Here is a 22492-nt window from a genome sequence, read left to right on the forward strand (position 1 = left end):
ATCGATTCCGGACGACACCGTAAAAGGATAGCGGTCCGGTTTCCGGGCTGTGGAGCGTTCACACGGGCCTCGACCGGCGTTTCGGGGTGGCACCGGTCGCCGTCGAAGCCGCGTCGAGTGCGACCGAACCGACGCGTCGTATTTGCGCTGATCGGTCTCGACGGCGACGAGCTACGACGCGACGGCGACGAGCTACACGACACGTCGACGAGCTACGACGACACGTCGACGAGATCACCGTTCTCATCGACGTGAAGCGTGAGTTCGTCGCCGTCGAGGGAGAGCGTGAGAACCACACGGAGGGGATCCAGCGATCTGATCGTCTCGTCGTATCCGCTGAAAAAGCGATCGAGACGGCAGACCGACCGCGGCGAGAGCGGATCGACGTCGTGATCGAGCATGAATCCCAACAGCGCCGGGGACGACAGGAGTCCAAGCGCTGCGGCGCTCCCGACGTGGTAGAGACAGTTCGTACACGAGGCGGTGAGCACCACCGCGAAACTGGACCGGCAGTTCGAGCAGATTCCGTCGTCCTCGTGGTCGGAACAGGCGTCCAGTTCGGTCTCGACGGTCGCCGCGCACCGCGGACAGATTCCGGCACCGACCGCGAGGAGCTCGACGATCGTCCAAGCGTGGGCTGCACGAAACACCTCCTCCGCCTCCCGATCCCGGATCCCGGCCGGCGGAAACGGTAGTCGCCCGAGGTATCCCGATTCCGGCCCTTCGGCGGTGTCGACGCGACTCGACGACCGCTCCCACCGGCTCTCACACCTCGAACAGAACACCTCGACGCTTCCGTCGTGCCACCGAATCTCCAGTCGCTCGTCGCAGGTGGGACAGCGGTCGTCGATCGACGTGCGTTCGAGGTCGGGATCGTCGGTGACCGCCCCGGAGCGGATCGCCTCGACGACCCGTCGACCCGGGTGATCGAGCGCGTAGCCGCTATCTCCCTTCCGGACGAAGTGACCGCGGAGCTCGCCGAGGTGGTAGTTGAATCGCGACGTGTCGTCGATCGGAAGCCGGTCGTACAGCTCCGAAAAGGCGAGGGGCTCGGCGGCGTCGCCCAGCGTTCGCAGGATCCGAACCCGGACCTCGTTGCCGAGCACGGCGAACGCGTCATCCGGTGACAGTCGGTCGCTCGATTCGTCTCCGTTCATCGTATCAGTTCGTCGATTCTGCTCGCGTAAAGAATCTGCCCCGACGAGTCACGAAGTGCTGGCGCGTCGTCCCTGATCGCATCGGGTCCAGGGGACGTCGCGACGACGACCGCGCCGATCACGCGCCGAGGCACACCGATCACGCGTCGAGGCACACGTCGGTTCCGGGGACGCAAAACGGCCCGAGACCCCTCTCGATCGCCAGCGTCCGAAGGCGCTCGACGAGGATGATCCGAAGGTGGCGCACGACGACGACCGCCGCAACGGCGGCGGTGGTCGCGACCGGATACGAGGCGACGACCAAGACGCCGAGAAGCACCGCGAGCAGCAGAGCCGTCCCGGGCACCGTCGGTGGCGGTCCGCGTCCGGGGTTCGATCCGTCGATCTCCGTCGGCACGTCGCTCGTCCTCATGTGATCGATGCCACGTTCGCCGCCGGAATAAGTATAATCTGAACTATGTTTTTGTACGATACTCTACGTAAATTCAGTTGAGTCAGTGTCCCACGGCTGCCGTCGTGGGCGGCCGCCGTGCGTGTCCGCGAACGTCCGCGGTCGGCGATCGGCCGCTGCCGACGGCGGGCTCACCCCGGAACGATCCGCACTATCGGTGCGTCGGCCTCGTCGACGGCGACGTAGAGATGACCCGCGGCCGGTTCGACCGCGAGCGCCCGGACCCGCCAGTCGCGGTCGGCGAGCAACGGCTCCCGTTCGGTGATCGCGGCGTCCGCGACGCCCTCACCGTCCACAGTGAAGCGGCCGAGGTACTCGGCAGCGAGCGTCCCGGCGAACAGGTCACCTCGCCACTCGGGGAAGGCGTCGCCGTCGTAGAAGACGGCCCCGCTCGGGGGGAATCCACCCGAACCGCACGCCCAGACGTGGACCGGCTCGACGACATCGCCGCGTTCGCGGTGGCTCGGGGCGACCGGGTCGTCGGTGCCGTAGCGACACGCCTCGCTCGCGATCGGCCACCCGTAGTTGCCGCCGCGTTCCACGACGTTGATCTCGTCGCCGTCGCGCTCGCCGTGCTCGCACTGCCAGATTCGCCCGGTCCCGTGTCGCACAGCCATCGCCTGCGGGTTCCGATGACCGTAGCTGTAGATGGTGTCGGCCGCCTCGGGGTCGCCGACGAAGGGGTTGTCCGGGTGCGCGTCGCCGTCGGGCATCAGCCGGAGCGTCGATCCGAGTTCGTTCGACCGGTCCTGCGAGACGTGATCCGGGCCGAAGTCGGTGTCGCGCCGGTCGCCGACCGTGACGAACAGCGTGCCGTCGGGGCCGAACGTCGCCCGCGAGCCGAAGTGCTGGTCGGAGTCGACGAACGGCTCCGCGACGCGGATCGTCTCGAATCCGTTGAGCTCGGTCGAATCGGCGTTAGAGGGGGAGAACCGTCCGCTGCCGACGTGCGTCGCCGACTCGCCCGCGTCGTTCGTCGCCGCATACGTGAGGTACACGCGCGCGTCGTCCGGAAACCCGGGGTGGACCGCGACGTCGAGCAGTCCGCCCTGCCCGGCCGCGTGGACCGCTGGGACTCCCTCGACGGTCGACAGCGTCCCGTCCTCGGGGTCGACGAGCGAGAGCCGTCCCGGACGCTCCGTGACCAGCAGCCGGCCGTCGTCCGGGAGGAACGCGAGTCCCCACGGGTGTTCGAACCCCTCCGCAACGCGCTCGACCTCGTACTCGACGTCCTCACCGTCGCCGTCGCTCTCGTTGTCGCCGTCGCTGTCGCCGTCGCCGTTTGGATCGCCGTTCGCGAGACAGCCGGCGAGCGAGATCGTCGCGAAGCCGCCGGCGGCTCGGAGCACGGTGCGTCTGTCAGCGGCGGGGTGCGTGACGTGGCGCGACATGGGAGGAGCCGTCTCTGTGTCCGTATTGGTCGCGATGCCGATGACGCTTCCGGCGGCTCGGGCGGGGTCGACGCCGCCACGCCGACCGTCGTTCGGAACCCTTATATCTCCGACTCGGACTATGTGCAGACGCGAAGCACGCACCGGTAGTGTAGTGGTATCACGCAACCTTGCCATGGTTGCAACCCGAGTTCAAATCTCGGCCGGTGCATTTCTCGAACGTAGTGAGAGAAATCACCGAGTGATTTGAACTCAGAAAGTCGCAGCGGCGAGCGAAGCGAGCCGACCGTCTTTCCCTAGTTCAAATCTCGGCCGGTGCACTTCCGACTGACTTCGTCAGTCGACGGTTGTCTCGCTCCGCTCGACAAACTCCCTTCGGTCGTTCCCCGGCCTGTCTCCCGTTCGTTTTGCTCGCGGTTTCACCGCTCGCAATCGAGATGTTCGCTCCGCTCACACCTCGCACCACTCACGGGAGTCTCGACCGGTGCATTTTGCGACTGACTCCGCGAGCGACGTACTCCGTGAAAAGACGAGAGCGACCCCGCTAGGATCCGGTCACCACGGCCCGTCGTAGTTCACCCGCGGGCGGTCAACGTCGACCCCAATCTCGCGGAGCGTCGCCGTGGCGTTCTGGACGGGCGAGGGAGCGGGCCGATCGAGGGCGTCGGTCGTCGCCTCGGCGAACCGGACGGTCCAGTCGTCGTCGACGACGACGGTCGCTCGACGGGGGATATCCGAGTGGCCCTCCCACGATTCGGCGAGCAGGTCGTACGACTCGGCGATTCCGCCGTGGAAGTCGGAGACGATCGGGAAGGGGAGGTCGAACCGGTCGGCGTACGCGAAGCCCGCGTACAGCGAGTCGCCGGTGAGCGCGACGACGGCGAGGTCGTCGCGGCCGGCCCAGCCGGCGTCTCTGATCGCGGCGAACTCGGCCGTGCAGGTGGGAACGAAGGTCGCGGGCGCAAAACAGAGGACGACGGCGTCGTGTCCGTCGACGAGCCGGAACAGCGCCAGTTCTGCGGCGCTGACGTCTCCGGCTCCGCCCCCGCCGACGACCGCGGGGGCGATGAAGTCGGGGGCCTTGACGCCGACGTCGATTGGGGTCACAGCACCGTCCCGTGTTTCTTGTCCGGCAGGTCCTTCTCCACGTCCTCGTAGAAGGAGAACCGGGCGGCCAGCTCCTCGCGGAGCGCCGAGGGCGGAACGATCTCGTCGATGACGACCTCGCTCGCCATCCGGTGGACGTCGATGTCCTCTCGGTACTCCTCGCGGAGTCGCGCCTCGGTCTCCGCGCGCTCCTCGGGATCGTCGATCTCGGCGAGCTTCCGAGCGTAGACGGCGTTGATCGCGGCCTCCGGTCCCATGATCCCGATCTCGCCGGAGGGGAGCCCGATGACGCTCTCGGGGTCGTAGGCGGGCCCTCCCATCGCGTAGATGCCCGCGCCGTACGCCTTCCGAACGACGACGGTCTGTTTCGGCACCGTGGCCGAGGAAGTGGCGTAGATCAGCTTCTTTCCCTTTTCCAAGATAGCGTCCTTCTCGACCTGCGAGCCGGCCATGAACCCCGGCGTGTCACAGAGGTACAAGAGGGGGATTCCGTAGGCGTCGCAGGTCCAGACGAACTCCGCGGCCTTCTCGGCCGCGTCCGGGAAGATGGCACCGGAGCGGACCGCCGGGTCGTTGGCGACGACGCCGACGGAGCGGCCGTCGATCCGGCAGAAGGCCGTGACGATCTCGGGACCGTACGCCGACTTCAGCTCGAAGACAGACTCCGCGTCCGCGACCCGGTCGAGCAGGTCGCGGACGTCGTACGGCCGGTTCGGCGACTCCGGGATCAGCTCGTCGATCCCCTCGGGCGAGAACTTCGGGGGCTTCGTCTCGCCCCGTGGGGGAGTGTCCCCCGCGCGATCGGGGAGGTAGCCGATCAGGTCGCCGACGAGTTCGCGGGCGTGTTCCTCGTCGCGAGCGACGAGGTCCGCGGAGCCGGACTCCTCGGCGTGGACGCGCGGTCCGCCAAGATCCGCCATCTCGATATCCTCGCCCGTGACCATCTTCACCATTCGCGGGGAGGCGATCGCCATCGCGGACATCCCCTCGACCATCACGGTGAAGTCGGCGAAGACGGGGGTGTAGGCGGCACCCGCGATGCAGGGGCCGTAGAGGACACAGATCTGCGGGACCGCCCCCGAGAGCATCGAGTGGTTGTAGTAGTACTTCCCGATCCCCTCGCGGTTGGCGAAGAACCCCGATTGCTGATCGATCCGACCGCCCGAGGAGTCCATCAGGTAGAGCACCGGTTTGCCCGTCTTCAGGGCGCGCTGTTGCATCCGGAGGAACTTCTCGACGCCCTTCGCCGCCATCGATCCCGCCTTCACGGTGAAGTCGTTGGCCATGAAGTGCACGTCGCGCCCCTCGAACTCGGCCGCCCCGGTGAGGAGGCCGTCCGCGGGGAGGCGGTCGCCGTCTGTCTCGGTTCCGTCGTCGTCCTCGTCAGCAGGCGCGTTCGGGTGCCAGTCGTCGAACGCGGCGAACTTCCCGTCCTCGAAGTGGAGCCCGGCTGGGCCCCCGTCCGCGGTGCTCGCGTCGCCCGCGCCGCGGGTGCCACCCTCCCCGCCGAACCAGAGGTCGAGGCGATCGCGAACGAACAGTTTCCCCCGCTCGGCGAGTCTGTCGCGGTACTTCTCGGGACCCCCCTGCAGGATGTCCTCGATCTCCGCTTGGAGGTCGCGCTCGCGGTCGGTGGGGCCGTGGTCGTCGTCGAGCGGGTACTCGATCTCGGGCGGCTCCGCGCTCGCGGCGGGCTCGTCGCGCTCCCCGACGTGGACGTCGACGTCGACGCCGAGGTGCTCCGCGAGCGACTTCGCGATCGCCTCGGCCTCCTCGGGCGTCGCCGCCGCGCCGACGTGAACTCTCATGGACGCAAGATTTGCGGAGAGTCCTAAACAGTTTTCCATGCGGGTTCGTCGCCGTCGCCGGACGGAAACCGGAACGCGCGTCGAGCCGCGCCGGTTAATCCAGCGCCGCCTCCAGCCGCTCGACCAGTTCCTCGTTGCCGACGTAGAGGGGGACGCGGTCGTGAACGCCCTCGGGTTCGACGTCGAGGATGGGGGTGTCGCCGTTCGAGGCCGCCCCGCCCGCGCGCTCGACGATGTACGCGATGGGGTTCGCCTCGAACGAGAGCCGGAGTTTCCCCGCGGGCGCGCTGACCAGGGCCGGGTACGCGAATATCCCGCCGTAGGTGAGTACCTGGTTCACGTCGCCGACCATGGCACCGCCGTACCGGAGTTTCAGCTCGTCTTCGATCTCGCGGGCGTACGCGGTGAACTCGTCCGGCCAGTCGGGGACGCGACCGCCGAACCCGTAGACGAGCGGGTCCGCGGGGAGCGTCAGGTCGTCGTCGACGACGGAGCGCGAGACGGATCCCGCATCGCTCCCGCCCGGCTCGCGCTCTATCACCTCCTCGCTCACGCCCGACTCGTCGGCGACGATCATCGTCGTGATCGGGCCGTAGAGGACGTACCCGGCGGCGACGAGGTCGCGACCGGTCGCGGGGAGCGGGGCGTTGTACACGCCGACCACGGTGCCCATCGCGTTGTTCGACCGGAGGTTCGAGGAGCCGTCGAGGGGGTCGATCGCGACCGCGTACGCGTCGTCATCGCCGTTGCCGTCGCCATCGCCGTCGCCGTTGCCGCCGCCACTCCCGACCGCGCCGCCGGCGTCGACGGCGCTCTCGCGCTCCTCGCTGACGAACGATCCCACCCCGTCGACCGCGGTCAGCGCGTCCGCGAGCAGCTCGTCGGCGTACAGGTCGCCGGCCATGACGCTCTCGCCGGAGGGGTTGGCCGTCCCGCTCTCGACCCGGCGGCCGGGGAGCGCCGCGCGGATCGCGGGAGCCGTTTCGGCGACCGCGTCGAAGATCGCCTCCACCGTCGGATCCGAGCCGGTCATCAGTCGGCGCTCTCGGCGATCGCCAGCGCCTCCGCCGGGTCGACTTCCTGGAAGACGACGGCTTCGAGCGCGTCGAGGATGCGCTCGGGGTCGTCGCGCTGGAAGACGTTTCGACCAACCGCGAGGCCGGTAGCACCGGCGTCGATGGCGTTCGCGACGTTTCGGAGGAACGCCTCGTCGTCGCGCATCGTTCCGCCGGACATCACGACCTTCGTCGGGCCGGCCATCCGGACGGTCTCAGCCATCGCCTCGGGGGAGCCGGGGTACTTCACTTTCACCACGTCGGCTCCGAGTTCCAGTCCGAGCCGGGCGGCGTACGAGATGGTGTCCGGGCTCGTGTCGTTTTTGACTCCCTGTCCGCGCGGGTACGACCACATGACGACGCCCATGTCGTGTTCGCGGGCACCCTCCTGTGCGCGCCGGAACTCCTCGGCCATCTCGACCTCGTGGTTCGAGCCGCCGTAGAGGGTGAACCCGACCGCGTCGGCACCGAGCTCGGCCGCGTACTCCGCCGTGCAGTTGACGGGGCTGTCCGGCTCGCCCATCCAGAGGTTCGAGGTGCCGTTCAGCTTCAACAGGAGGTTGACGTTGTCCGCGTACTCGGGGTAGTACGCCTCGGCGACGCCCTTCTGGACGGCCAGCGCGGTGACCGCGTCGTGGGTGGCCAGCTCGAACAGCCGCTCCGGATCGGCCGTCGCCGGGTTCGGATCGAAATCGACCGGTCCGTGTTCGAGCCCGTGGTCGTACGCGAGGATGAGCGATTTGCCGTCCCGCGAGATGGCGTCGTCGGCGTGAGGAAGCATCAGTACGTAGTCCCGTTACATCGGTAAAAAGCGCTGTGGTCAGACGGATCGCTGCCGGTGAGCGGTGAAGCGCCATTTCCGCGCGTTTCGAACGGTTTCCTCGCTGTTTTCCCGATGTTTGAGGTTACTACGTACATAGTTAATTGTCCAGTTGGTTCGCTATTCCGCGGAAAGAAAACAAGGGCGGCCGCCGGAGTCGGAACGCTTACGCCCCGCGACGGGGCAGCGATTCGCATGCGAGCGCTATCCGATATCGACGTCGTCGGGGTGGTCGGAGCCGGGACGATGGGCAACGGGATCGCACAGGTCGCCGCGGCGGCCGGCTACGACGTCGTGATGCGGGACATCGAAGAAGAGTACGTCGAGAAGGGCCTCGACGCCGTCGAGGAGAGCCTCGATCGGCTGGCAGCGGCGGATCGGCTGGGGGAGGACCCGGCGGCGATCCGCGACCGGATCGCGGGGACGACAGACCTCGACGACCTCGCGGCCGCCGATCTCGTGATCGAGGCCGCGGTGGAGGACCTGGACGTGAAACGGGACATCTTCGCCGACCTCGACGCGGTCACCGACGGCGACGTGATTCTCGCGACGAACACCTCCACGCTGTCGATCACGTCGATCGCGAGCGCAACGGGCCGCGCGAGCGACGTGATCGGTCTCCACTTCATGAACCCCGTGCCGGTCATGGACGGCGTGGAGGTCGTCGTCGGGGAGCGGACCGACGACGCGGTCGTCGACTTCGCGCACGCGTTCGCCGCGGACCTCGGCAAGGAGACGTGGGAGTCCGACGACAAGCCGGGCTTCGTCACGAACCGAATCCTGATGCCGTGGATCAACGAGGGCGTCCGCGCGTACGACGAGGGCGTCGCCGACAGAGAAGACATCGACCGCGGGATGAAACTCGGGACGAACGTGCCGATGGGGCCCCTCGAACTCGCCGACCACATCGGCCTCGACGTGGTGGTGGACGCGAGCGAGACGCTCCACGCCGAACTCGGCGATCGCTACAAGCCGGCGTACCTCCTCACGCGCAAGGTCGAGGCCGGCGATCTCGGGAAGAAGACGGGTCGCGGCTTCTACGAGTACGGGGGCGAGGAGGAGTAGGCGTTCGCCGTCGAGGCGGTGGGGGAATAGGCGTTCGCCGTTGAGGCGGAGGGGGAGAGGCATTCGCCGTCGAAGCGGTGGGGGCACCCGCCAGCTCGGCGACGTAGGAACCCACTGTCGGGCCGTATCAGGCGCTTTCGGCGTGCTCGTCGCCACCCGCGGTCCACCGGCGCGCGCCGGGAAGCAGGCCGACCAACGTCGTCACGTACCCGAACCGGAACAGCCCGAGCTGCGAGAGCGCGCCGAGGGCGAACACCGCGAGGAACGCCGGCGCGGTCGGGTCGAACAGGAGCGGCTCGACGGTCGTCTCCGCGACGGCCGCATCGAGGGTCGTCGGCGTTATCGACCGCGAGGCGAACGCCGCGCCGATGAACGCGGTCGAGGCGACGAGCGTCGTCCGGGTAACCACGAAGCCGAGCAGCGCGCCGACCGCGACGCCGGCCAGCGTCGCCCCGACGAGCAGCGCAGTCCCCTCGATTCCGGCCGCGTCGGCCGCGTACAGCGGTCCGACCGCGAACCGTCCGGCGAAGCCGCCGACGAGCCCGCCGATGACGACGACGGCGACGGAGAGCCCGGCGTACGCGAGGAAGCCGCCGAGCCCCGCGCCGAGCGCGACCGCGACGCCGGTCAGCGCGAGGCCGTCGACCGCGATCAGCCCGACGAGCGTCGGCGCGGCGAGGTACCCCGCACCGCCGCCGACGAGGGCACCGGTCAGCGTGACGGCGTAAACGGAGACCGCGGCACCGACGAACGCGAGGAGCAGTCCCGCGACGACGAGTCCGAGGGTGACTGGCGTGAGCATGCGACCACGTGGCCGCCGATCGCACTTAAAAGGTCGCGGCACGGCTCGCTTGGCGTCGCGCACATCGCGCACGCTCACCACGCACATCGCGAACGCTCACCGCGCACGTCGCCCGGCCTGCCGATCGAGGTGGCGCGTGTAGCCGCCGACGGCGAGGCCGAATCCGACGATGACGAGGACGAATCCGAAGAGCCGCGTCGTCCCGACCGTCATCAGCGCGAGGACCACGCCGAACACGAACGCGAAGACGCCGGCGACGACGACGCCCACGTCTACGAGCGGCGAGGGTTGAACCGCGTCGCAGTGGGGACACACCCGAGCGTCGCTCGGGATCGGCTCCCGACAGTCGACGCAGTACACGCGATCGCGGGACACGAGCGGCAATTCGACCGTCGTCAACTTATAAATGAGCGGTGTGGTCGCGAGCGACTGTTTATAAACCGTTGGTAGCGCGGTGAACGTCGCCAAAATCTAAGTTATCGTTTATAAATTGTTGTAAGGGCGGAGAACACTTCCAAAACGCCCGCCTCGCGGCTGCCCCTTTGAATCACACCCTGCACAGCGCCGCCCCGCACCTCACCCTCCCCAGCCTCGTCCGGACCGCCCGCCCGACTGCTGGGCGGGCGGTCCGGCCTCCCTCGCGGGCTCCCCGCGCTCGCTTAAAAGCGAGCGCTCGGAGGCGCGCCGTCGCCACGACTCGGTGGTGCGGGCGTCGCGTGACGGGAGATAAATAGCGAGCGTCGATCGGTCGGTCAATCAGTCAGTCGATCTGCGCTGTTAGTCCGCCGCGACCGGTCCGGCGTCGTCGCCGAGCACGAGCGTCTCCTCCACCTGTGTCACGACCGCCGCGAGCGCGACGACCGCCAGCCCCGCGCCGACCGCGAAGGGAACGACGAACCCGAACCCGACGAGCCAGCCGGACGCCAGCGGCCCGAGCGCGATACCGAACCCGAACCCCATCGTGAGCACCGACAGCGTCGTCCCGGACTCGCCCTCCCGCGCGAGGTCCCCCGCGAGCGCGAGCGACGGCGCGAACACGCACGCGACGGCGACGCCCTGCCCGAGCCTGACGAGCGTCATCACGATCGGGTCGGTGACGATCCCCTGCAGCAGGGTCGTCGGCGCGAGGATCGCGAACCCGGCCACGAGGAAGGGCCGCCGCCCGATCCGATCGCTGGCCTGCCCCACGGGCACCTGCAGGAGGACGTTCGCGATCGTGACCGCCGCGAACTGGAGCCCGAACCACACCGGCGGCTGATCCAGCCGGACGTTCACCTGGTTCTGTAGCGTGGCATACATCGCGATACACAGCCCCATCGCGACCGTCGCCAGCCCGAGCGCGAACACGGGGTCGAGCAGGCGGTCGTCGCCGCGCACGCGGATCGAGAGGTCGTCGCTCGCCTCGCTGGACTCGGCGGCGTCGCGGACCAGGAGGTACACGAGCGCGAAGCTGGTGTAGGCCCCGACGCAGGCCGCGATGAACGCGGCGTCGAACCCGTCGACGACCGGGAGCCCGACCGCCGAGAGGTCGTACGGGCCGGCCTCGACGACGACACCGGCGAGGACCGGTCCGAACCCGAAGCCGATCAGCCGGAAGGTGTTGTACACGCCGAAGTTGCCCCCGCGGTCTGCGTCGCTCGCGGCGTATTCGTTGACGAGCGCGACCGTGGCCGGAATGATGAGCGCCGCGCCGAGCCCCTGCGCCGCGCGGAGGACGACGAGGTGCCAGTAGGAGTCCGCAATCGTGTAGAGCCCGCTCGCCGTCCCGAGGAGGGCGATCCCGACGAGCACGAACGGCCGCCGGACGCCCATGCGGTCGGAGAGTCGACCGGTCAGCGGCTGCGAGAGGCTGTTGAGGAATCCGAACAGCGAGAGAACGATCCCGATGAGCAGCGGTTCAGTCAGCGTCACCGACGCCGCGCCGACGCCGACCGCGGTCCCGAGGAGCGCGTCGACGTCGACGAGGTCGCTCGCGATGTACAGCGGGAGGACGACGATGAGAAAGGAGTTTCCGGCGGCCCCGACCATCCGCGCGAGCGCGAGCACGATGACCCGCCGATCGGTGTCGGTGACACCCGAGAGAAGCCCCATCGGATCGGAGTTCGCCCGCGGGAGCAAAGGCGTTTGTGAATCCCGGGTATCGATCCGGTTCCCGATTTTCACTGCCGCCGCGCGTGGCTGAGCCTTAAGACCGCGGAGCTCGGATCTCGGGTCGATGACGGGCGAAACGCTCCCCGGCGCGACCGCGGCGGAGGGCGCGGACGGGAGCGATCGCGTGATCCTCCACGTCGACATGGACTGCTTTTACGCGTCCTGCGAGCGCCTGCGGCGGCCGGAGCTCGACGGCGAACCGCTCGTCGTCGGGATGGGGTACGAGGACGGGGAGACGATTGGTGCGGTCGCGACCGCGAGCTACGAGGCCCGCGCGTTCGGCGTCGAGAGCGCGATGCCGATCTCGAAGGCGCTGGAGCTTCTCCCCCGGCGCACCGAGGCGGATCCCGACGACCCGAGTGCGCCGGAGCCCGACGAGACCGGACGGTACCTCCCAGTCGACCTCGACTTCTACAAGGAGGTCGCGAGCGACGTCAAGGCGATCCTCCGCGACTGCGCCGACACGCGCCGCGAGGTGAGCATCGACGAGGCGTACCTCGACGTCACGGATCGAACCGCGTGGGACGTCGGCGACGGCGGGGACGAGAGCGCCGCGGCCGGTCCGGCCACCGTTCGGACGCTCGCCGAAGGGTACGCCCGGCACGTCAAATCGCGGATCGAACGCGAGGCGGGGGTGCCGGCGAGCGTCGGGGTCGCCCCGAACATGTCGGCCGCGAAGGTCGCCAGCGACGCCGACAAACCGGACGGGCTCGTGGTCGTCCCGCCCGGCTCGGTCGCGGACTTCCTCGCGCCGCTGCCGACCGCGGACGTCCACGGCGTCGGCCCCGTGACGGAACGAACCCTCGCCGAGCTGGGGATCGAAACCGCGGGCGACCTCGCCGCCGCTGATTCCGATCGGATAGCCGCGAAACTGGGCGACCGCGGTCGAGAGCTGTCCCGCCGCGCCCGCGGCGACGACGACCGGGAGGTGACGCCGACCGGGCTTCCGAAGAGCCTCTCGCGGGAATCCTCGCTGCCCGCCACCGCCGACGGGGCGACGAAGCGGGAGACGGTGTCGGCGCTGGCGGCCGACGTGGCCGGTCGGGCCCGCGAGCGCGGGTGCCTCTACCGAACCATCGGGATCAAGGCGGTCGAGCCGCCGTTCGAGGTCAACACCCGAGCCCGGAGCCTCCCCGGCCCCGTCGACGATCCGGACCTCGTCGAGGAGGTGGCGCTCGACCTCCTCACCGAGTTCGACGACGCCAGGATTCGCAAGCTCGGCGTGCGCGTCTCGAAGCTCGACTTCGCTGAGAGCGACCAGTCGACGCTGACTGGATTCGACCGCGGCGACGCCGGTAACGGAGGCGAGAACGGGAGCAGCGGGAGCGGCGCAGGCGGGAGCAGCGCAGGCGGGAGCGGTGGTGGTGAGACCAGCGCAGGTGGGAGCGGCGCAGGCGGGAGCGGTGGTGGTGAGACCAGCGCAGGCGGGAGCGGTAGTGGTGAGAGCAGCGCTGACGAGAGCGACCGCGCCGGCGACAAGATCAGCGACTGGATCGGTGCGGGATCGACCGCCGAGGAGGGTGGAGACGGCGGAGAGCACGCCGATAGCGACGAGGACGGCTCCGGCGACCGCCGACCGCGACGTCCCGACGGCCAGGCGTCACTCGGCGACTGGGCGTAACGTCGGACGACAGCGACGATGAGTGCGACGATAGCCGCGTCGGCGAACTGCTGACCCCCTCGGACGAACCGACCTTTTTGTCCATCCGGAGACACCGACGGGGTATGCCCTCCCTCCGCGCGCTTCTCGTCGGTCCGAAGCGGAACCGTCCGCGCCCCGATCCCCGACTTCTCGTGCCTCCGCTGTGTTTCGCGCTCGTCTTCGCCGCCTACGCGGTCGGGGCATTCGAGATCTCGGGCGGGGTCGTCTTTCTCGCGGGGGACGCGGCCGTCGTCGGCGTCGTCGCAGCCGCGGGGCTCGCGTTCCGACGCAGTGGCGTGGTCGCCTCGTGGGCCGCCGTCTACGCCGCGCTGCTCGGGTACAGTGCGAATCACTACCTCCTCGGGCTCTCGGGACGGTCGCTCGGCGAGCGGCTCGTCGCCATGTTGGGCGTCGACGGGCTCGTCTACCTCGGCGTCCAGGCAGTCGTGTTTGGGACGCTCGCGTGGCTTGTCGGGGCCGTCGCGGCACGAGCGATCCCGGCGCTCCGCGAGCGGACGAGTATTTAGGTGCCGGAACACCGACCCTATCGCATGGACGATCTCTCGTGGGAGACACTCGACACCGCCATCGACTACCGCTGTCCCGGCTTCGACGTGCGCCGCGACGAGGTGCGGTTCCCGGACGGCGAAACGGACGACTTCCACTACGTCGACGAACCGCCGGCGGTCGTCGTGCTCCCGTTCACGCCCGACGGCGAGGTCGTCGTCATCGACGAGTGGCGGCAGGCGGTCGGCCGGACCAACCGCGGCCTCCCGGCCGGGTCGGTGGAGCCGGAGGACGCCGACGACCTCGAACGGGCCGCCGAGCGCGAGCTCGCCGAGGAGACGGGGTACGAGGCGGACTCCTTCGAGCGCCTGACGACCGTCGAGCCGACCAACGGGATGGCGAACGCGGTCCACCACCACTTCCTCGCGACGGGGGGTGAGCCGACCGCCGATCGCGACCTCGATCACAACGAGTCGATCGCAGTCGAGACCGTGCCCTACGACGACCTGCTCGAAGCCGTCGTCGACGACGGCCTCCGGGACGGTCGGACCGTGACCGCCGTACTGTGGTACGAGCTGCTGTACCGGTGACCGGTGACGCCCAGCTGGAGTGAGCGACGAACAGACCTATGCGTGATCGGGTCGAACCATCGACGATGACTGATCCCTCCAGCGGCGATCCTGACGGGGCGGCCGATTCCGCCTCCGACGACGGTCGTTCCAACGGCGGTCGTCCCGACGGCGATCGTGCAGTCGATGCGGCCGACTCGACCGACCCGAACGAACGTGGAGACTCCGATCCGGTCGATCCGACCGACCCGGACGATCCGATCGGGGCGGAGCCTGGGGACTCCACCGCGAGGACGATCGCGTCGGCGGTCGGGGTCGGCGTGTTCGGGGTCTTCGCGTACGTCGCCCTCTCGTTCGGCTTCGCGATAGTCGGACAGCTCGTCGGCGGCTTCTCGCTCGTGGTCTCGCTCGCGCTGTCGCTCGCCGTCGGGCAGTACCTCGCGTTCGGCGGCGTCGGGCTCCTGTATCTTCGATTGAGAGGGTTCGACCGCTCGCGTATCGTCGCGTATCTCGGGGTGCGACGCCCGAGCGCGGTCGAGTTCGTGATCGCCGTCGTCGGGGCGGTGGCGACGTTCGGCGTCGCCATCGTGCTGTCCACGATCGTGTTGTCGACGGGGGCCGAGCCGGCGCAGAACCAGGGCGCGCAGGTGGCGATGCAGAACCCGGCGATCATCCCGCTCATCGTGGTGGCGATGTTCCTCGTCGTCGGGCCGTGCGAGGAGTTCCTCTTCCGGGGCGTCGTCCAGAGCCGCCTGCGGGAGTCGCTGTCGGCGGTCCCCGCCATCGTCATCGCCTCGGCGGTGTTCGCCCCCGCCCACGTGATCTCGCTGTCCGGCGGCGGCGTGACGGGGGTCCTGCTCGGGATCGGGCTCCTCGTGATCCCCAGCCTCCTGTTCGGCGCGGTGTACGAGTACACCGGGAACCTCGTCGTCGTCGCGCTGATGCACGGGACGTACAACAGCATCCTCCTGTCGCTCCTGTACATCGCGATCGCGTACGGTCCGGAGCTAGAGGATGCGGCCGCCAGCGGGGCGACGCTGCTGCCGATCTGAGCGGATCTCGCCCGCAGTACGGAGCATCGAACGCGGAGATCGTAGACCATCGCCGGCGGCGACGTGGTATTTAAATGAATGAGCGCAGCAGCGACGATTATTTATAAATGAACGAGGCGGTGCGGTGGCGCGTGCTCGTGAGCGCCCAGAGGGCGCGAACGACACCGCGCGAGGGACGCCGCGAGCGCCTTATAAAGGCGCGAACGGCGAGGCTGGGGAGGCGTGAGGTGCGGTTGCGGTACTGTGCAGGGTTGGGATTCAAAGGGGCAGCCGGGAGGGCGGCGCAGGCGATGTAAGCAGGGAGGGACCGGAGTTCCCTCTTGAAGCCGGCGCAGAGCGCCGGCGACAGCGAGGCGCGGAGTGCCTCTGGCAGCCGGGCGCAGTCCGGCGACTGGGGCGTTGGTGGTGTTCACCGCGTCGCCGACAGCAACATCCTCTTATAAACAAATCGCCGGAGCGTCGAAGACAACCACCGCGTCGCCGACGGCAACGATATATAAGTGATCGATCGAACCATCAGATCCGCATCCCACACAGCCGACGGCAACGACCTACTCGTCGGCGTACAGCGAGTCGAGGATGAACTCGTCGATCGCCTTGCGGGCCTCCTCGGGCGCGTCCTCGTGACCGAGCGCCATCCGGCGGCCGCGGGCGGCGTGAATGACGTCCGTGATGAGCTGTCCCATGCGCTCGGCGTCGACGGCCTGGAACTCCCCGCATTCGATGCCGTCCTCGACGACCTCGACGATGCTCCCGCGGATGCGGTCGTAGTGGTCGTTGAAGATCTGGCGGTGGTCGCCGTCGTTCTGGGCGTGCGTGTACAGCTCGTGGTACACCTTCATCCGGTCCCAGTGGGAGAACTCCTCGAACTCCGGACCGAACAGGCACTGGTCTATCCGGGCGTCGAGCTCCGTCCGAGGGTCCGCGTCCGCGTCGAGCTCGACGCTCCCCTCGTACTGGTCGATGACGTGTTCGAGGAACGACGAGAGCAGATCGTACTTGCCGTCGAAGTGGTAGTGGATCACCTGCCGCGTCAGGTCCATCTCCTCGCCAATGTCGCGCATCCGGAGGTCCGTGTACCCGTGCTTGCTCAGCGCACGGAACGTGGCCTCCATGATCACCTCCTCGGTGTCCTTAGAGGAGACCGTCTCGCGGGAATCGCTCATACGAGAACAGAGTCGGTGGGGCATATAATACGATTGCTCCGAACGACCGCCTCGCGACCGATCTGATCCTCGTCTTTACCGCACGGTAAATTTTTAACCTCGTGGTCAAACGATACACCCGCACATGACACGAACGATCATACAGAACGGGACGGTCGTCTCCCTCGATCCGGACATCGGGGACCTGGAGGAGGCGGACGTGCTGATCGAGGACGGCGAGATCGTCGACGTCGGACACGGGCTCTCGGCGGAGAACGCCGAGGTCATCGACGCCACCGACCAGATCGTCGTCCCCGGGTTCGTCGACTCGCACATCCACCTCGCCCAGACCCAGGTCAGGGGCATCGCCGGGGACTGGTCGCTCATGGGCGAGTACTTCGATCACATGCTCGGCAATATCACCGGGCTCTACCAGCCCGAAGACATGTACCTCGGCGGCCTCTTCGGCGCGTTCGAGAAGCTCTACACGGGGACGACCACGGCCCTGGACTGGTCGTACCCCAACACGCTCGAACACGGCGAACGGGCCGTCGACGCGCTGAAGGACGCCGGACTGCGCGCGGTGTACACCTACGGCCCACCGGGCGACGACGCGGCGAAGTGGTGGTACGAGAGCGACGTCGGCCTCCCCGAGCAGAACGTCCGCACGCTCTACGACGAGGCGATCCGCGACGACGACCTGCTCAGCTTGGCGCTCGGGCTCCGTGGGCCGGACTTCTGTATCGACGAGACAGCCCGCGGCGACCTGGAACTGGCGCGAGAGCTGGGTGTGCTCTCGACCATCCACATGGGTGCCGCGCTGTGGCCCTCGTCGGTCTACGGCGACGGCTACCAGGGGTTCGGCTGCATCGAGGACATGCTCGGCCCCGACGTCAACGTCGCCCACGGGAACCACTTCTCTCAGGAGGACATCGATCACGCCGTCGAGCAGGGCGTCTCCTTCTCGTCGACGCCGGAAGTGGAGATGCAGATGGGCCACGGCATCCCCGTCACCGGCAAGGTGCTCGAAGCGGGCGGCCGTCCGACGTGGGGCGTCGACGTCTGTTCGAACGTCAGCGGAGACATGGGCAGCCAGATGCGGATCGGGATGCAGCTCCAGCGGATGTTCGACAACCAGGCGGTCCTGGAGGGCGACGAGGAGGTCACCGAGGTGAGCATCTCCGCGCGCGACACGCTGGAGATGGCGACGATCGAGGGCGCGAAGGCGCTCGGAATGGCCGACGAGATCGGGACGATCACCCCCGGGAAGCGCGCCGACCTCGTCCTCGTCGACGCGGGCGATTTCACGACGGCCCCCTCTCACTCGCCGGTCCAGACCGTCGTCTTCCAGTCGGACTCATCGCACATCGACACGGTCCTCGTCGACGGCGAGGTCAGAAAGCGCGACGGCGAGCTGACGAACCCGAAGGTCAACGAGGAGTTCGACCGGTTCGTGGAGTCCGGCCACCGACTGCTCGACGAGGCGGGGATCGACCAGTAGCGACCGAACGAGACGACCGCACGAGACGACTTCGCGACACGAACGCACGACACTACCACATCACACATGCGACTCGGACAATATCGAACGACGGACGCGGAACCACCCTGGTGCGGCATCACGACCGACGACGGCGGCGTGATCAGCCTCCCCGAGGCGGGCGCGGCCGCGGGGATCGACCTTCCGGAGCGAACGACCGACCTGCTCGCCACGTGGAACTGGCGACGGAAGGCCGAACTGGCCCTTTCGTACGCACAAGAGACGGACACGGGCGTCCACGACGCCGACGACGTCGAGCGCGCGGCCCCGGTGACGGATCCCCAGAAGGTCGTCTGCGTCGGGCTCAACTACCGCGACCACGCGGAAGAGGGCGACAATCCGATCCCGGACGAACCCGTCCTCTTCTCGAAGTTCCCGACGACCGTGACTGGACCGGCAGACACCGTTTCGTGGGACCCCGCCCTCACGCAGAAGGTCGATTACGAGGCCGAGCTGGTTGCCGTCATCGACGAGGAGGCCCGCCGCGTCGACCCGGCGGACGCGATGGACCACGTCGCCGGCTTCACCGTCGGCAATGACGTCTCGGCGCGCGACCTCCAGCACGGCGACGGACAGTGGGTGCGCGGCAAGAGTCTCGACTCGTTCGCCCCGATCGGCCCGGAGATCGTGACGACAGACGAGGTCGGCGACCCCCACGACCTCGCGATCAGCGCGGACGTCAACGGCGAGCGGCTCCAGGAGTCGTCCACGTCGAACCTGATCTTCGGGGTCGACGAGCTGGTGTCCTTCTGCAGTCGAGCGTTCACGCTCACGCCCGGCGACCTGCTCTTTACCGGCACGCCCCCCGGCGTCGGCGTCTACCGCGAGCCGCCGGTGTTGCTCGGCGACGGCGACACCGTCACCGTGCGCGTCGAGGACGTCGGCGAGTTGACGACCGACTTCGCGTTCGACGGCAAGTAGCGATCACGGGAGTAGGGATCTCATTGTATTGGGGTGATCGTTTATAAGTGAACGAGCGGTGTCGTTGGCGACTGTTTATATATCGTTGCTGGTGCGGTGAATCGTTGTGTATCCGGTGTTGAGTGTTTATAAGTGATTGACGGTGCGGTGAACACTTCCAAAGCCCCAGCCGCGAGGCGGGCGCACGCTCGTTGCGCTCCTCACTCGGTCGCTCGCGCTCCCTCATTGCGGTGCTTACGTCGCCTGCGCCCGCCTCGCAGCTGCCCCTTTGTGCCCCTCCCCGCACAGCACCGCAACCGCACCTCACACCTCCCCAGCCTCGCCGCTTCGCGCCTTATAAAGGCGCTCGCGGCGTCCCTCGTGCGGACGGTTCCCGGCCTGTCGGCCGCTCACCGGCGCACGCCACCGCCACGTTCATTTATAAGCAGTCGTCGCCGTCCCCGCTCACTCCTTTTATATACCACGTCGCCGGCGGCGGTCTGCAATACCTACTCCCGTTCTCAATCAGGAGGACCGTTCAGCGACCGACCGCTTCAGACGAGAATCTGGTTGAAGAATGAGGTTTCAAAGGACCATATCGACGGGCTCCGCGTCTATTCCTGCTCGAACCCGAAGACTTCGCGAGGGTTCTCCACTACGACCTGCCGGATGTCGTCGACGTCGATCCCGTACCGGTATAACTCGAAGATGGCGCGTTTGAGCGCGAACGGGTCGGTCCGGAGGACGTTCGCGCAGTCGGTGTCGACCATGATCCGGTCGGGACCGTACTCGTCGATGGCGTCGGCGACGTCGGCGGCGTCGACGCCGATCAGCCAGGAGTGCCCGATCGTGTAGCTCAGGTAGCAGTCTGTCTCGTCCATGAGGTACGCGGTGTTGTTGCGGTCGGCGTGGGAGGCGACGACGCGCTCGTCGGCGAGGCCGGCGTCTCGCATCGCTTCGACGTCGATTCGTACCGATTCGAGCGCGGGATTGTCGCCGTCGAGGACGGGATCGGCACCGAGTCCCGCGTTCTTCTCGTAGCCGGGCGTCACGCCGAGCCCGTCGCGGTACGACCGCGTCGCGTCGCTCGACGTGTTCGGCGTGTGGAGGATGACGGGGAGGTCGTGTGCCTCCGCCAGTTCCATCTGCGCCTGCACGACCGCCCGCTGTTCGTCGATCCCCCAGCGACTGACGTGCTGTGACGGGACCACGCCGGTCTCGCCGACCGCGATCACCTCGTCGAGCGCGCAGTAGTCGTCCATCGCGTCGAGCAGCTCGTCGGGATTCTCGATGCGCACGCCGGTGTGGACGCCGAGCCCGAGCTTGGCCTCGAAGAAGTGGTTGCGCTCGATCGCGGTCCGGCGGTTGATCGCGTCGTCCCACAGGAACCGGATGTCGTCGGCCTCGACCGGTTTGTACGGCGTCCAGTGATACCCCGAGGCGACCATGAGCATCGACCGGCACCCCGCGAGTGCGTACCGCTCGCGGTCGTCCCACGAGAGCGTGTGCGCGTGGTTGTGGACGTCGATCCACGGGAGGGTGAGCAGCTCTCGCGGGAGGTCGATATCTTCGTTCCCCTGCGCTCGATCGTCCAGGTACGTCGCGTCGGTCGGTCGCTTCGTCGGATGGGATGATGTCATGGTTGGTGTCGTCAGTCGCGACTTCTTCGTCGGTTACGCCTCCGTCCACTTAGCGTTTTACAGCTTGGTAAAACTTTAGTATGCGTCCGACTCACGTACCAACGTATGACACTTTTGATCGGGACAGACGACGGGCTGTACCGGGTCGACGACGTGCCGTTCGAGCGCGAGGAGGCGGAGCGGGTGCTCGACTGCGGGGTCGTGACCGCCGCGAAGTCGTGGGCCCACACCGAGGGCGTGTTCGTGGCGTCGTCGACCGGGGCGTACCGCTCGCGTGACGGCGGTCTGACGTGGGAGGACCTGGGCGTTCCCCTCGGCGACCGCTTCTGGCACGCCGGCCAGAGCGAAGTGTGGTCAATCCTCGCGACGGCGGACGGCGCGCTCTACGCCGGCACGAACGACCCGTACGTCTTCCGCTCCGTCGACGACGGCGAGACCTGGACGGAGCTCAAGGGGTTCCGCGACCTCCCGTCGCGGGGGCACTGGGAGTCGCCGATCGATCCGCACTACGCCCGACTGCGGGCGCTCGAAGCGATTCCCGGTCGACCCGAGCGGCTGATCGCCGGCGTCGAGGCCGGCGGGATCCACCTGAGCGACGACGCGGGGCAGACGTGGACCGACAGACGAGAGACCATCGTCGACGACGTCCATCAGATCCTCCCCGTCTCCGAGGACATCTGGCTCGCGGCGACCGGCTACCTCGACCACGACCTGGAGAATCTCGGGCTCGGCCACGCGGTCGGCGAGGGCGGGCTCTGGCGAACCACCGATGCCGGCGACTCGTGGACGCGAATTGACGACGGGAACGGCTTCTCGTACATTCGGTGCGTGTTCGTGCACGACGGCACCGTCTTCTTCTGCGGCGGCGAGGAGGCCCCGCCGGCGTGGGTGAACGACGACCACGAGGTGGCGCTGTTCGAGTCGGCGAACTTCGGCCGCGACTTCGAGCGCGTCGCGTTCCCCGGTGAACCCCACGAGATCGTCGAGACGTGGGCGGTCCACGACGGCGACGTGGTCTGCGGATCCGGCCTGTTCGACGTCCCCGACCAGCGCGACGACGTCGAGGGGCGGATCATGCGGCGGACGAACGACGGAGAGTACGAGACCGTCGGACGCGTCGACGCCAACGTCAGCCGCATTGAGGTGGTGTCGTCGTGACGGAGTCCGAATCGGCCGCCGAACCGACCGCAGAATCGGCCGCCGAATCGACCGCCGAGTCGGTCTCGGGATCGCCGACGCCGGCGTTCGTCGGACGGGCGCTGTACGGCGGGATCTTGGCGTACATGGCCGTCGACGGGTTCAAGAACAACGACAAGCGCGTCGCCGTCGCCGAGGAGAAAGGCGTCCCGGTGCCGGACGTGCTCGTGCCGTTCGTCACCGGCATGCTGTTCGTCGCCAACCTCGGAATCGTCCTTTGGAAGTTCCCGCGCGCGTCCGCCGGAGCGCTGGTCGTGTTCTTCCTCGGAACGACGCCGGCGATCCACGACTTCTGGACGATGGAGGGGAAAAAACGCCACGACAACAAGATCAACTTCCTGAAGAACCTCGCGCTGCTCGGCGGTGCGATCATGCTGCTCGACGCGGCGGACGAGTCGGAAACGCGATAGGACCGAACGGGTCCAGCGTTGGAATTACGGACAGTCGACCCCGGTACCGAGAGTGTAGTTTCAAGGGCGCGGGCATCGAGCGT

The 22492-nt window shown here is 68.0% G+C and carries 21 protein-coding genes and 1 tRNA gene; 10 read left to right on the forward strand and 12 right to left on the reverse strand.

The features are described 5' to 3' along the window. Positions 1–212: 212 nt before the first annotated feature. From ACFQEY_RS13740 to ACFQEY_RS13750, 3 genes are all read right to left on the reverse strand, one after another. The gene (locus tag ACFQEY_RS13740) at positions 213–1157 is read right to left on the reverse strand and encodes a DUF7351 domain-containing protein (RefSeq protein ID WP_379769538.1); all 945 of its coding nucleotides are present in this window, start codon (positions 1155–1157) and stop codon (positions 213–215) included. A gap of 139 nt (positions 1158–1296) precedes the next feature. Beyond that, positions 1297–1569, reverse strand: coding sequence for a hypothetical protein (locus ACFQEY_RS13745; RefSeq protein WP_379769540.1), 273 nt, complete (start codon positions 1567–1569; stop codon positions 1297–1299). Between the two features lie 170 nt (positions 1570–1739). After that, a complete protein-coding gene (locus tag ACFQEY_RS13750) occupies positions 1740–2999 on the reverse strand; it encodes a PQQ-dependent sugar dehydrogenase (protein ID WP_379769542.1) in 1260 nt (419 codons plus the stop codon). Positions 3000–3139: 140 nt separating this feature from the next. On the opposite strand from ACFQEY_RS13750, the gene ACFQEY_RS13755 reads away from it, so the two are divergent. Further along, a tRNA-Gly gene (locus tag ACFQEY_RS13755) sits at positions 3140–3210 on the forward strand. Positions 3211–3554: 344 nt separating this feature from the next. Here the strand turns inward: ACFQEY_RS13755 and ACFQEY_RS13760 are convergent. The 4 genes from ACFQEY_RS13760 to ACFQEY_RS13775 all read right to left on the reverse strand — a co-directional run bounded on the left by ACFQEY_RS13760 (position 3555) and on the right by ACFQEY_RS13775 (position 7750). Further along, the gene (locus ACFQEY_RS13760; RefSeq protein WP_379769545.1) at positions 3555–4106 is read right to left on the reverse strand and encodes a redoxin domain-containing protein; all 552 of its coding nucleotides are present in this window, start codon (positions 4104–4106) and stop codon (positions 3555–3557) included. Then, positions 4103–5914 carry an acyl-CoA carboxylase subunit beta gene (locus tag ACFQEY_RS13765; protein ID WP_379769547.1) on the reverse strand — a complete coding sequence of 604 codons (1812 nt, stop codon included), beginning with the start codon at positions 5912–5914 and terminating at the stop codon, positions 4103–4105. The genes ACFQEY_RS13760 and ACFQEY_RS13765 overlap by 4 nt, the downstream gene beginning before the upstream one ends. Before the next feature lie 94 nt (positions 5915–6008). Continuing rightward, positions 6009–6947, reverse strand: coding sequence for a class 1 fructose-bisphosphatase (locus tag ACFQEY_RS13770; protein ID WP_379769549.1), 939 nt, complete (start codon positions 6945–6947; stop codon positions 6009–6011). Then, entirely contained in the window at positions 6947–7750 is an 804-nt protein-coding gene (locus tag ACFQEY_RS13775) for a class I fructose-bisphosphate aldolase (RefSeq protein ID WP_379769551.1), read from the reverse strand. The genes ACFQEY_RS13770 and ACFQEY_RS13775 overlap by 1 nt, the downstream gene beginning before the upstream one ends. Before the next feature lie 234 nt (positions 7751–7984). Between ACFQEY_RS13775 and ACFQEY_RS13780 the strand changes: the two genes are divergently transcribed. Then, positions 7985–8854 (forward strand): 3-hydroxyacyl-CoA dehydrogenase family protein, encoded by an 870-nt coding sequence (locus ACFQEY_RS13780; RefSeq protein ID WP_379769553.1) that lies wholly within the window; start codon positions 7985–7987, stop codon positions 8852–8854. 127 nt (positions 8855–8981) lie between these two features. Here the strand turns inward: ACFQEY_RS13780 and ACFQEY_RS13785 are convergent, their stop codons facing one another. The 3 genes from ACFQEY_RS13785 to ACFQEY_RS13795 all read right to left on the reverse strand — a co-directional run bounded on the left by ACFQEY_RS13785 (position 8982) and on the right by ACFQEY_RS13795 (position 11747). Beyond that, positions 8982–9656: a phosphate ABC transporter permease gene (locus ACFQEY_RS13785; RefSeq protein ID WP_379769556.1), complete on the reverse strand. Its 675-nt coding sequence runs from the start codon at positions 9654–9656 to the stop codon at positions 8982–8984. Positions 9657–9752: 96 nt separating this feature from the next. Continuing rightward, entirely contained in the window at positions 9753–10031 is a 279-nt protein-coding gene (locus tag ACFQEY_RS13790) for a zinc ribbon domain-containing protein (protein ID WP_379769558.1), read from the reverse strand. Positions 10032–10433: 402 nt separating this feature from the next. After that, on the reverse strand, positions 10434–11747 hold the full coding sequence (locus ACFQEY_RS13795; RefSeq protein ID WP_379769561.1) for an MFS transporter: 1314 nt from the start codon (positions 11745–11747) through the stop codon (positions 10434–10436). A gap of 124 nt (positions 11748–11871) precedes the next feature. On the opposite strand from ACFQEY_RS13795, the gene ACFQEY_RS13800 reads away from it, so the two are divergent. The 4 genes from ACFQEY_RS13800 (at position 11872) to ACFQEY_RS13815 (ending at position 15577) form a co-directional block, all read left to right on the forward strand. Then, the gene (locus tag ACFQEY_RS13800) at positions 11872–13428 is read left to right on the forward strand and encodes a DNA polymerase Y family protein (protein ID WP_379769563.1); all 1557 of its coding nucleotides are present in this window, start codon (positions 11872–11874) and stop codon (positions 13426–13428) included. A gap of 104 nt (positions 13429–13532) precedes the next feature. Then, positions 13533–13976, forward strand: a complete 444-nt coding sequence (locus ACFQEY_RS13805; protein ID WP_379769566.1) for a hypothetical protein — start codon at positions 13533–13535, stop codon at positions 13974–13976. A 24-nt stretch (positions 13977–14000) separates the two neighbouring features. Beyond that, positions 14001–14546 carry an NUDIX hydrolase gene (locus ACFQEY_RS13810; RefSeq protein WP_379769568.1) on the forward strand — a complete coding sequence of 182 codons (546 nt, stop codon included), beginning with the start codon at positions 14001–14003 and terminating at the stop codon, positions 14544–14546. A 65-nt stretch (positions 14547–14611) separates the two neighbouring features. Then, complete coding sequence (locus ACFQEY_RS13815) at positions 14612–15577, forward strand: CPBP family intramembrane glutamic endopeptidase (protein ID WP_379769571.1); 966 nt, start codon at positions 14612–14614, stop codon at positions 15575–15577. Between the two features lie 551 nt (positions 15578–16128). Here ACFQEY_RS13815 and ACFQEY_RS13820 read toward each other — a convergent pair. Next, positions 16129–16743 carry a TetR/AcrR family transcriptional regulator gene (locus tag ACFQEY_RS13820; protein ID WP_379769573.1) on the reverse strand — a complete coding sequence of 205 codons (615 nt, stop codon included), beginning with the start codon at positions 16741–16743 and terminating at the stop codon, positions 16129–16131. 124 nt (positions 16744–16867) lie between these two features. Between ACFQEY_RS13820 and ACFQEY_RS13825 the strand changes: the two genes are divergently transcribed. Beyond that, complete coding sequence (locus ACFQEY_RS13825; protein ID WP_379769575.1) at positions 16868–18223, forward strand: amidohydrolase family protein; 1356 nt, start codon at positions 16868–16870, stop codon at positions 18221–18223. A gap of 66 nt (positions 18224–18289) precedes the next feature. Next, a complete protein-coding gene (locus tag ACFQEY_RS13830) occupies positions 18290–19183 on the forward strand; it encodes a fumarylacetoacetate hydrolase family protein (RefSeq protein WP_379769578.1) in 894 nt (297 codons plus the stop codon). A gap of 593 nt (positions 19184–19776) precedes the next feature. On the opposite strand, the gene ACFQEY_RS13835 is transcribed toward ACFQEY_RS13830, so the two are convergent. Beyond that, positions 19777–20802 carry a TatD family hydrolase gene (locus tag ACFQEY_RS13835; protein ID WP_379769580.1) on the reverse strand — a complete coding sequence of 342 codons (1026 nt, stop codon included), beginning with the start codon at positions 20800–20802 and terminating at the stop codon, positions 19777–19779. A 105-nt stretch (positions 20803–20907) separates the two neighbouring features. Between ACFQEY_RS13835 and ACFQEY_RS13840 the strand changes: the two genes are divergently transcribed. Both ACFQEY_RS13840 and ACFQEY_RS13845 read left to right on the forward strand, forming a co-directional pair. Then, on the forward strand, positions 20908–21960 hold the full coding sequence (locus ACFQEY_RS13840) for a WD40/YVTN/BNR-like repeat-containing protein (protein ID WP_379769582.1): 1053 nt from the start codon (positions 20908–20910) through the stop codon (positions 21958–21960). Then, a complete protein-coding gene (locus tag ACFQEY_RS13845) occupies positions 21957–22409 on the forward strand; it encodes a DoxX family protein (protein WP_379769584.1) in 453 nt (150 codons plus the stop codon). The genes ACFQEY_RS13840 and ACFQEY_RS13845 overlap by 4 nt, the downstream gene beginning before the upstream one ends. The last annotated feature ends 83 nt before the right edge of the window (positions 22410–22492 follow it).

The organism is Halorubrum trueperi (genome assembly GCF_042662525.1).
GTDB lineage: Archaea > Halobacteriota > Halobacteria > Halobacteriales > Haloferacaceae > Halorubrum > Halorubrum trueperi.